The sequence below is a fragment of the Bradyrhizobium sp. UFLA05-125 genome (assembly GCF_059803515.1).
In genome coordinates this window covers 24686-35042 of the sequence record NZ_JBANBJ010000089.1, presented here as the reverse complement: position 1 = coordinate 35042, position 10357 = coordinate 24686, and the positions used below count along the sequence as shown (strand labels likewise).

Sequence of the window (10357 nt, the reverse complement as noted above, 5' to 3'; positions counted from 1 at the left end):
GCAGGCGCAGCCTGGGCAGGCCGGAGTGCGCAATCGGCACCTCGGCAAAGCCGATGTCGCATTGATTATTCAGCACCCAGTCGACCACGATCGGCGAGATCACGCCGAAGAAGGCGAGGTTGAGGTTGGGCCGCTCTTTCAGGAAATGCCCGGCGAGCCGCGGCAGGTAGCCGTTCGCGAGTGCCGGCAACGCGGCGATCCGCAATGAGCCGGTGCGGCGGCCGCGGATTTCCTCGGCGGCGGCGGTGATACGTTCGAGACCGACGAAGGACCGTTCGACTTCGGTGTAAAGCGCCGTCGCGGCCGCAGTCGGCACCAGCCCGGTGCCGCGCCGCTCGAACAGCTCCATCTTCAAGAGCGCCTGGAAGTCGCGGAGCAACCGGCTGACCGCCGGCTGCGTCACGACCATCAGCTTCGCGGCCTCGGTCACGCTGCCGGTCTGCATCATCGCGCGGAAGGCCTCCACCTGCCGCGAATTGATCCGCGCCATCCCGTCCCCTGTTCATAACATTTCGGCATGTAGATGGTGCCATTATTCATTGGACGATGGAAGTATTGTTCTGCGATCTTTTTCATCAGCGCTGGAGACAGCCCGCTTTTTCGGCAGATCGCGGCCTAAAGCCTGCCGATCGCACCAAAACCCGCGAGCAGGGGCCGGAGCCCTGTTCGGATCGGGATTTTGCGCCGAAGGGAACGCGGGCGCGCTTCGGTCGTCTGATCGTCGACACGTCACCTCATCCCGGTATTGGAGATTGGTCCTTTATGAAGACTCTCAGCCTTCTGACAGCGGTCAGCATCGCGGCGCTCGCCGCGGCCCCGTCGGTCGTCTCGGCACAGCAAAAGACGCTCTACGTCGCCGGTTATGGCGGCTCGTTCGAGAAGACGATCCGCGACGAGGTGATCCCGAATTTCGAGAAGGAGAACGGCGTCAAGGTCGAATACGTCGCCGGCAACTCCACCGATACGCTGGCAAAACTCCAGGCGCAGAAGGGCAATCAGCAGATCGACGTCGCCATTGTCGACGACGGCCCGATGTACCAGGCGATCCAACTCGGCTTCTGCGGCAAGCTCGACGGCCTGCCGGCCGATCTCTATGACGCCGCGCGCTTCAAGGACGATCGTGCCGTTGCGATCGGCCTCGTCGCGACCGGGCTAATGTACAACACAAAGGTCTTTGCGGAGAAAGGCTGGGCGCCGCCGACCTCGTGGAACGATCTGAAGGATCCGAAGTACCAGAAACAGCTCGTCATCCCGCCGATCAACAACACCTACGGCCTGGAGGCACTGGTGATGCTCGCCAAGATGAACGGCGGCGGCGAAGCCAATGTCGATGCGGGCTTCAAGATCTTCAAGAACGACATCAATCCGAACGTGCTCGCCTATGAACCGTCGCCGGGCAAGATGACCGAGTTGTTCCAGTCCGGCCAGGCCGTCATCGCGGTGTGGGGCACGGGGCGCGTGCAGAGCTTTGCCAACACCGGCTTCCCCGTCGACTTCGTTTACCCGAAGGAGGGTGCGGCGACCCTATTGACCACCGCCTGTCCGATCGCCAAGCCCAATGCGTCGCCACTCGCGGTAAGCTTCATCAAGAAGCTGCTCGATCCAAACATCCAGCTCATCATGCTCAAAGACTACGGCTACGGGCCGGTGCTGAAATCGCTCGTCGTGCCGCCGGAACTCGGAAAGATGGCGCCGATCGGTGAGCGCGCGGCGAAGCTCTATAATCCCGACTGGACCGTCATCAACGAGAAGCGCGAGGAATGGACCAAGCGGTGGAACCGCGAGGTCGAGCGCTAACGCGATGGCCTTCCTCGAGCTCGATCGCGTCGGCAAGCAGTTCGGCTCGCAAACCGTAGTCGACGATTTCAGCCTTGCGGTGGAGAGGGGCGAGTTCATCTCGTTCCTCGGTCCCTCCGGTTGCGGCAAGACCACGACGCTCCAGATGATCGCGGGCTTCCTCGAGCCGTCGCGTGGCGCGATCCGGCTCGAGGGGCGCGATCTGACCAAGGTGCATCCGGCGAAGCGCGGCCTCGGCATCGTGTTCCAGAGCTACGCGCTGTTTCCGCACATGACCGCGGCCGAGAACGTCGCCTTCGGCCTGGAGATGCGCGGCGTACCCAGGGACAAGCGCATGGAGCGCGTCCGCGCGGCGCTGGCGATGGTCGGGCTTGCGGGTTTTGAGGAGCGCTATCCGCGGCGCATGTCGGGCGGCCAGCAGCAGCGCGTGGCGCTGGCGCGGGCGCTGGTGATCCAGCCCAGCGTGCTACTGCTTGACGAGCCCTTGTCGAACCTCGATGCCAAGCTGCGCGAGGAAATGCAGATCGAGCTTCGCCAGATCCAGCGCACCATCGGCACCACCACGATCCTCGTCACCCACGACCAGAACGAAGCGATGTCGCTGTCCGACCGCATCGTCGTGATGAGCCAGGGCAAGATCGAGCAGATCGGCACGCCGCAACAGACCTATGAGCAGCCGGCATCGGCCTTCGTGTCGCAGTTCCTCGGCAAGACCAACGATTTCGCCGCGATCGTCGATCGCACGGCCACGCCGGCGCGACTTGTCGCAGGCTCCTGGCAAGCGCCGGCCCCGGCGGGCGTGAGCGGTGCGGTAACGATCAGCCTTCGTCCCGAGCGGATCAGTTTTGCCGGCGAGGGGCTCGCGGCAAAGATCATCACGCGGATTTTCCAGGGCAATCACTGGCTATTCCAGTGCGACACCGAATGCGGGCCCGCGATCGTGATCCGGCAGAATGACGGTACGCCGCAACCGGGCGAAGGTGAGGCAGTCCGTCTTGCTTGGCGCGTGGAGGACATGAGCTTGCGGGCGGGCGGAGGCGCTGCATGACCGCCGCCACCGACACCTCGACGCAAGCTGCGTCCTCAGAGACACGCGCGCCCTGGGCACTGACGCTGCCCGCGCTGATGCTGTTCGTCGGCGTGCTGGTGATTCCGCTTGTCATGACCGTGATGCTCTCGTTTCACGACTGGGGCCAGTACAAGGGGATCGAGCCGGTCTTCATCCTGAAGAATTGGCAGGAGATCGCGAGCGATCCCTATTACGCCGAGATGTTCTGGCGCACCTTCCGTATCGCGCTCCTTGCGACGTTGATTACGGCTGTGCTTGGCGCGCCCGAGGCTTACATCCTCAACCGCATGAGCGGACGCTGGAAGGGCATCTTCCTGCTCCTGATCCTTGGGCCCCTTCTGATCTCGGTCGTGGCGCGCACGCTCGGCTGGGCGCTTTTGTTCGGTGGCAATAACGGCCTCGTCAACAAGCTGTTGATGTCGCTCGGCGTGATCCGCGCGCCCTTGCCCTTCATGTTCACCGAGACCGGCATGGTGGTCGCTCTTGCGCATGTGATGATGCCGTTCATGGTGCTGTCGGTCTGGGCCGCGCTCCAGCGCGTCGATCCGCAGATCGAGAACGCCGCGATGTCGCTGGGGGCCAGCGCCTTCACCATCATCCGCCGCATTATCCTGCCGCAGATCATGCCCGGCGTGCTGTCAGGCGCGATCATCGTGTTCTCGCTGTCGGCGAGCGCGTTCGCAACGCCGGCGATCATCGGCGGTCGCAGGCTGAAGGTCGCGGCGACGCTCGCCTATGACGAGTTCCTCAACACGCTGAACTGGCCGCTTGGTGCGGCCGTCGCGGTGTTGCTGCTGCTCGCGCTGGCGCTGATCGTCGTCGGCAGCAACGCGCTGATCGAGCGCCGCTATGCCGAGGTGTTTCGATGAGGACGAACGGACCGCTCGCACTTCTTTTCCACACGCTTTTCGTCGTCTTCATGCTGGCGCCGATCGTGGTGGTCTGCCTCGTCGCCTTCACGCCCGAGGGCTTTCTTTCGCTGCCGACCAACGGCTTCTCGCTGCGCTGGTTCAGGACGATCGCGAGCTATCCGGAATTCGTGCACGCGTTTTGGGTCAGCCTCGGGCTCGGGATGGTGTCCTCCTTCGTCGCGCTGCTGTTCGCAGTGCCGGCGGCGCTCGCGATTGCGCGCTACAGATTTCCAGGCCGCGATGCGCTGGCAGCGCTATTCCTGTCGCCGCTGATGATCCCGCATGTCGTGCTCGGCATCGCCTTCCTGCGCTTCTTCACCTCGCTCGGGCTCGGCGGCACCTTTGCGGCGCTGCTGATCGCCCATGTCATCGTCGTGTTTCCCTTCGCGCTGCGCCTGACGCTGGCAGCGGCGACCGGTATGGACCGTTCGGTCGAGATGGCCGCGGTGTCGCTCGGCGCCGGCGGCTTCACGCTGTTTCGCCGCGTGACCCTGCCGCTGATCCTGCCCGGCGTCATCAGCGGCTGGGCGCTCGCCTTCATCCAGTCCTTCGACGATTTGACGATGACCGTATTCCTTGCAGCGCCAGGCACCGAAACGTTGCCGGTCAGGATGTTCCTTTATATCCAGGACAACATCGATCCGCTCGTGACATCCGTCTCAGCGAGCGTCATCGCAGTCACCATGACTGCCCTCATCCTGCTCGACCGCTTCTACGGGCTCGACCGCGTGCTCGCAGGCAAGAGCGATCCCGGGCGATAGGAGAACGCATGCACAGGGAATATGACGTCGCCGTCGTCGGCGGCGGATTGCTCGGCTCCGCCATTGCCTGGGGGCTCGGCCGGCTCGGCAAGAGCGTTGCCGTGCTCGACGAGGGAGACATCGCCAAGCGCGCCTCGCGCGCGAACTTTGCGCTGGTCTGGGTGCAGAGCAAGGGGCTCGGCATGCCCGCTTACACCGTGTGGACAGTGCGCGCGTCGCAGGCCTGGCCCGGACTCGCCGCCGAGTTGAAGGACCAGACCGGCCTCGACGTCTGCCTCCAGCAGAACGGCGGCTTTCACCTCACGCTCGGTGAATACGAGTACGAGCAGCGGACCCAACTCGTCGCGCGCATGCACAACCAGGTTGGCGCGGCCGATTACAGCATGGAGATGCTGGGGGCCTCAGAGGTGAAGAAGATGCTGCCGCTGATCGGCCCGGAGGTGTCCGGCGGCAGCTTCTGTCCGTTCGACGGCCACGTCAATTCGCTGCGAACCTTCCGGGCCTTCCATACCGGCTTCAAGGCGTTCGGCGTTGACTATTTCCCGGAGCGACCAGTGTCGGGGATCACGAGGAATGGCAGCGAATTCAGCCTGACGACGCCGCAAGGCGAGATCCGCGCCCACAAGATCGTGCTTGCCGCGGGCAATGCCAACCAGATGCTGGCGCCGATGGTCGGCCTCTTGGCGCCGATGGGCCCGACGCGCGGCCAGATCGTGGTGACCGAACGCACCATGCCATTCCTGCCGCATCCCCTCACCACCATCCGCCAGACCGACGAGGGCACGGTGATGATCGGCGACAGCAAGGAGGACGAGCTCGACGATCGCGCACTGAAGCATACGATCAGCGCGGTGATGGCGGATCGCGCGCAGCGGATGTTTCCGCATCTGGCGCGGCTGAATGTCGTCAGGAGCTGGGCCGGCATCCGCGTCATGCCGCAGGACGGCTTTCCGATCTATGACCAGTCGGAAACGCATCCCGGCGCGTTCGTCGTCTGCTGCCATTCCGGCGTGACGCTCGCCTCCAACCACGCCTTCGAGATCGCGCGCATGGTCGCAGGCGGCGCGCTCGAGCCGGAGCTGGTCGGCGCGTTCTCGGCGCGCCGCTTCGGTGGCGAGGGCGCAGCGAACAACAGCGGCTATTAGCGACTTCAGAGAAGGGGCCAAGAGGGCATCCAATGTTCAGACGATCCGACCAGGACACGCGTCCATCGTTGCAGATCTTCGTCGACGGCGTTGCCGTCGAGGCGCGCGAGGGCGACACCGTGTCCGCTGCGCTGCTCGCCTCGGGGCGCGACGTGCGCCGCGCGACAGCGGTGAGCGGCGCGCCGCGGCTGCCCTATTGCATGATGGGCGTGTGCTTCGACTGCCTCGTCACCATTGATGGCGTCGGCAATCGCCAGGGCTGCCTGGTGCCGGTCGCCGCGGGCATGCAGATCGAAATCCAGAAAGGCAAAAGGGAGATCGGCCGATGAACGCGGCTCCTTTGCGCGGCGCCTACGACGTCGTCGTCATCGGGGCAGGGCCGGCTGGCCTTGCCGCAACGGCGACCGCATCGGCGGCAGGTCTCTCCACGTTGCTGATCGACGAGAACCCGGGGCCCGGCGGCCAGGTCTGGCGCGCGATTGCGTCGACCCCGGTCACGGCGCGCGATCAGCTCGGTGCCGATTATTGGGCGGGCGCCGAGCTCGTCGGCGAAGTGCGGTCTAGCAAGGCCGAGATCATCCATCGCGCGACTGTCTGGAGTCTCGATCGTCATCTCGAGATCGCGATTTCGGCCGGCGGCGCGTCTGCCTTCGTCAAGGCGCGGCGCGTGATCCTTGCGACCGGTGCTCTGGAGCGGCCGTTTCCAATTCCGGGCTGGACGCTGCCGGGCGTGATGACCGCAGGCGCCGCGCAGACCATGCTGAAATCGTCGGCGCTGGTGCCCGATAGCCGCACGGTGATCGCGGGGCAGGGGCCGCTGCTGTGGCTGCTCGCGGCGCAGATCCTGCGCCTTGGTGGTCGCATCGATCGCATTCTCGATACGACCGGGCGCAAGAACTATCTTGCCGCGCTGCCTCACGCCTTTGCCTTCGTGACGTCGCCTTATTTTACGAAGGGCCTTGCGATGATGCGCGAGGTGAAGGCGAAGGTGCAAGTCGTCACCGGCGTGACAGAGCTGGCCGCGTCCGGTGAGGGGCGGCTTGCCAGCGTGAGCTATGTCGCAGGCAGCCGTCGCGAGACGATCCCTGCAGACCTTCTTCTCTTGCATCAGGGTGTCGTGCCCAACGTCAATCTCGCGATGGCGGCGGGCGTCGAGCATCGCTGGGATGACGTTCAGCTCTGTTGGTCGCCGGTGCTCGATGGCAATGGCGGCACCTCGGTCGAGGGCATCGCGATCGCCGGCGACGGCGCCGGCATCGGCGGCGCGAACGCCGCGGTGGTTCGCGGCCGCATCGCTGCGCGCGCTGCCGCCGAGGCGCTTGCGCCTGCAGCCGCCGCGAAGCTCTCACCGATGGCAGCGCTGCGTGCCGATCTCGCCAGAGCCGAGCGCGGTCGCGCCTTCCTCGACACGCTGTTTCGTCCCGCGCGGCAATTCCGCATTCCCGCAGGCGACACCATCGTCTGCCGCTGCGAGGAGGTGACAGCCAAGGACATCGTCGACGCAGTCGCGATCGGCGCGACGGGACCGAACCAGCTCAAGGCCTATCGCCGCACCGGCATGGGACCGTGCCAGGGGCGCCTGTGCGGTCTCACCGTCACCGAGCTGATGGCGGAGGCTCGCGGCAAGACCCCACAGGAGATCGGCTACTACCGGCTGCGCGCGCCAGTGAAGCCGATCACACTCGCCGAGCTCGCGGCGATGCCGAAGACGGAAGACGACGTCAAGGCGGTGGTGCGCGGATGACCAAGCTTGCGGATGCCATCATCGTGGGTGGCGGCATCCACGGATGCTCGACGGCACTGCACCTGACGCTCGCCGGCATGAAGCCGGTGCTGATTGAGAAGGACTATGCCGGCCGCCACGCCTCCGGCGTCAATGCCGGCGGCGTGCGCCAGCTTGCGCGCCACGCCGCCGAGATCCCGCTGTCCATCCGCTCGATGGGGATCTGGGAGCAGATAAACGAGCTGCTCGACGACGATTGCAGCTTCGAGAGTCATGGCCAGGTTCTGGTCGCCGAGAACGAGACCGAGCTTGCGGCATGCCGCGCGCGCGTTGCCGAGCTGAACGCGCTCGGCTTCACCCATGAGGAGCTGATCGACGGCGCCGAATTGCGGCGGCTGGTGCCTGCCGTGGCCGAGACCTGTCCTGGCGGTGTGGTGTCGCGCCGCGACGGCGCGGCCAATCCCGCCCAGACCACGACGGCGTTCCGGCGCAAGGCTGAGCAGCTCGGGGCCACCGTGCGCGAGGGCGTGGCCGCAGGCAATGTCCGCCGCGAGGATGGGCTCTGGCGCGTTGATGTCGGCACTGAGACCTATGCCGCTCCGGTGCTGGTCAACGCTGCCGGCGCCTGGGCGGGGCGCATCGCCGCCACGCTTGGCGAGCCGGTGCCGGTCGAGACCGTGGCGCCGATGCTGATGATCACCTCCCGAGTCCCACACTTCATCGATCCCGTGGTGATCCTGCGTGGCCGCAAACTGTCCTTCAAGCAGTTCAAGAACGGTACCGTGTTGATCGGTGGCGGACATCTGGCGACGCCGGACCAGGACCGCAACGAGACGGTGCTGGACTGGAAAAGCCTCGCCATCAGCGCCCGCACCGTGTTCGAGCTGTTTCCGGTGATGCGCGATGCCACCATCATGCGCGCTTGGGCTGGCATCGAGGCGAAGACAAAGGACGATCTGCCCGTGCTGGGTCCGAGCGCCCGCCATGCCGGGCTCTTCCATCAGTTCGGCTTCTCGCTGCACGGCTTCCAGCTCGGCCCTGGCGCAGGCGCCGTCATGGCGGAGCTGATTGTCAATGGCGGCACCCAGACCCGGATCGGCGATCTCGCCATCGACCGCTTTGGCCCATCCAACTCCTAAGCAACACAAGAAGAGGACTTCATGAGCATCACGCGCAACATCCGCACGCCGATCATGCACCGCGTCGTTGAGGCCAATGGCTTCGTGTTCGTCGGCGGCACGATCGCCGACGACACCAGCGTGTCGATGGGCGAGCAGACCCACAACATCCTCGGCAAGATCGCAGGCTATCTGAAGGAGGCAGGCAGCGATGCTTCCCGCATCGTCAGCGCCTCGATCTTCGTAACGGATCTGTCGAAGAAGAAAGAGATGGATGCCGTCTGGACCGAATTCTTCGGCGACAATCTGCCGGCGCGCGCCACGGTCGGCGTCGCCGATCTCGGCGGTAGCGCACTGATCGAGGTCGTCGTCACCGCACTCAAGGGCTGAGGGAAGCCTTAGCCCATCATCTCCCTGACCATCGGGATCACCTTGCCGCCATAGAGCCCGATGCTGCGCATCAGCCTCTCATGGGGCAGGGGGCCTGCGGAATATTTGAGCTGGAAGCGCGAGATGCCGAGCGCCTGCGCGGTCGCGGCGATCTTGCGCGCGACCGTCTCGGCCGAGCCGACATAGAGCGAGCCGTGGTCGGCCTCGTGCACGAACTCGTCGCGGCCCATCGGCGGCCAGCCGCGCTCCTTGCCGATGCGGTCGCGCATGGTCTTGTAGTCGGCCCAGAGCTCCTCGCGCGCCTGCGCGTCGGTCTCCGCGACATAGCCGGGCGAATGCACGCCGATCGGCTTCACCGCGCGGCCGAATTCCTTGTAGGCACGGTGATAGAGCTCGACATAGGGCGCAAAGCGCTTGGGATCGCCGCCGATGATCGCGAGCATCAAGGGCAGATCGTAATGCGCGGCGCGCACCACCGATTCCGGGCTGCCGCCGACGCCGATCCAGGTCTTGAGCTGGCCGTGCTCGACCGGCGGATAGACGAGCTGGTTCTTCAGCGGCGGACGTAGCTTGCCTTCCCAGGTCACCGGCTTTTGGGACAGAAGTGCAGCGAACAGGTCGAGCTTCTCCTCGAACAACTCCTCGTAACGGCGCAGGTCGAAGCCGAACAGCGGGAAGGATTCCGTGAATGAGCCGCGCCCGAGGATCACCTCGGCGCGGCCGTTCGAAAGCGCGTCCAGCGTCGCAAAGCGCTGGAACACGCGAATGGGGTCGTCGGAGCTCAGCACCGTCACGGCGGAGCCGAGGTGGATACGCTTGGTGCGGGCCGCGATCGCAGCGAGCACGACCTCCGGCGAGGAGATCGCGAAATCGGCGCGGTGATGCTCGCCGAGCCCGATGAAGTCGATGCCGAGCTCGTCCGCCAGCACGGCCTCCTCGACCACGTTGCGGATCACTTGCGCATGCGGCAACGCCGTGCCGTTTGCGTCCTTGGTGACGTCGCCAAAGGTATCCAGTCCGAATTCGAGCGGTGCGGTCATTGATCAGGTCTCTGGGGAAAGCAGCTCGACATCTAGTCGTCGGCTTCCCCGTCACAATACCGCTTCAGGAAATGCATGGTTTCCGTTTCGCGACCCGGCGATACCTGTCGATTCGCCGCCGTCGCTCGCATCAAGGCACGAATTTTTCCGCCATCGCCTCGGGTGCGCGCGCCTGGAGAACGCGGCGCTTCAACTGCTTCAGCTCCTTGATTTCGGCGACAATGGCCTCGACGGCCCGCTTCTGCTGCTGGCGCAGGGTGCGCTGGTCCTTGACGGGAAGGGGCCTCTTGCCCTTCGACGTCTGGATCACCTCGCGTGCGAGCTTCCGCAGCGCGTCAAGCTCCGCCTTGATCGCGTTCTTTCCTGCTGTCGTCATCTCCATGCTCCCTTGGAATTCCTGAGG

Annotated in this window: 12 protein-coding genes; 9 read left to right on the top strand and 3 right to left on the bottom strand. The window is 65.2% G+C overall.

Features of this window, described 5'->3' with window-relative positions; all coding sequences use genetic code 11:
* Positions 1-490: LysR family transcriptional regulator (locus SO156_RS40515; RefSeq protein ID WP_498538698.1), on the bottom strand; the 490-nt coding region annotated here is incomplete at its 3' end.
* Between the two features lie 272 nt (positions 491-762).
* Here SO156_RS40515 and SO156_RS40510 point away from each other — a divergent pair.
* From SO156_RS40510 to SO156_RS40470, 9 genes are read left to right on the top strand one after another with little or no spacing between them, the layout of a single operon-like run.
* On the top strand, positions 763-1797 hold the full coding sequence (locus SO156_RS40510) for an ABC transporter substrate-binding protein (RefSeq protein ID WP_498538697.1): 1035 nt from the start codon (positions 763-765) through the stop codon (positions 1795-1797).
* Positions 1798-1801: 4 nt separating this feature from the next.
* On the top strand, positions 1802-2845 hold the full coding sequence (locus tag SO156_RS40505; RefSeq protein ID WP_498538696.1) for an ABC transporter ATP-binding protein: 1044 nt from the start codon (positions 1802-1804) through the stop codon (positions 2843-2845).
* On the top strand, positions 2842-3735 hold the full coding sequence (locus SO156_RS40500; protein WP_498538695.1) for an ABC transporter permease: 894 nt from the start codon (positions 2842-2844) through the stop codon (positions 3733-3735). The genes SO156_RS40505 and SO156_RS40500 overlap by 4 nt, the downstream gene beginning before the upstream one ends.
* Complete coding sequence (locus SO156_RS40495) at positions 3732-4538, top strand: ABC transporter permease (protein WP_458149518.1); 807 nt, start codon at positions 3732-3734, stop codon at positions 4536-4538. Before SO156_RS40500 ends, SO156_RS40495 begins: the two co-directional genes overlap by 4 nt.
* An 8-nt stretch (positions 4539-4546) precedes the next feature.
* The gene (locus SO156_RS40490) at positions 4547-5683 is read left to right on the top strand and encodes an NAD(P)/FAD-dependent oxidoreductase (RefSeq protein ID WP_498538694.1); all 1137 of its coding nucleotides are present in this window, start codon (positions 4547-4549) and stop codon (positions 5681-5683) included.
* Positions 5684-5715: 32 nt separating this feature from the next.
* Entirely contained in the window at positions 5716-6012 is a 297-nt protein-coding gene (locus SO156_RS40485) for a (2Fe-2S)-binding protein (protein WP_458149520.1), read from the top strand.
* On the top strand, positions 6009-7427 hold the full coding sequence (locus tag SO156_RS40480; protein WP_498538693.1) for an FAD/NAD(P)-dependent oxidoreductase: 1419 nt from the start codon (positions 6009-6011) through the stop codon (positions 7425-7427). The genes SO156_RS40485 and SO156_RS40480 overlap by 4 nt, the downstream gene beginning before the upstream one ends.
* Complete coding sequence (locus tag SO156_RS40475; protein WP_498538692.1) at positions 7424-8545, top strand: NAD(P)/FAD-dependent oxidoreductase; 1122 nt, start codon at positions 7424-7426, stop codon at positions 8543-8545. The genes SO156_RS40480 and SO156_RS40475 overlap by 4 nt, the downstream gene beginning before the upstream one ends.
* A 21-nt stretch (positions 8546-8566) precedes the next feature.
* Positions 8567-8914: a RidA family protein gene (locus SO156_RS40470; RefSeq protein ID WP_498538691.1), complete on the top strand. Its 348-nt coding sequence runs from the start codon at positions 8567-8569 to the stop codon at positions 8912-8914.
* Between the two features lie 8 nt (positions 8915-8922).
* Here the strand turns inward: SO156_RS40470 and SO156_RS40465 are convergent, their stop codons facing one another.
* Complete coding sequence (locus SO156_RS40465; protein ID WP_498538690.1) at positions 8923-9954, bottom strand: LLM class flavin-dependent oxidoreductase; 1032 nt, start codon at positions 9952-9954, stop codon at positions 8923-8925.
* A 130-nt stretch (positions 9955-10084) separates the two neighbouring features.
* Positions 10085-10330, bottom strand: coding sequence for a hypothetical protein (locus SO156_RS40460; protein WP_458149525.1), 246 nt, complete (start codon positions 10328-10330; stop codon positions 10085-10087).
* Between the last annotated feature and the right edge of the window lie 27 nt (positions 10331-10357).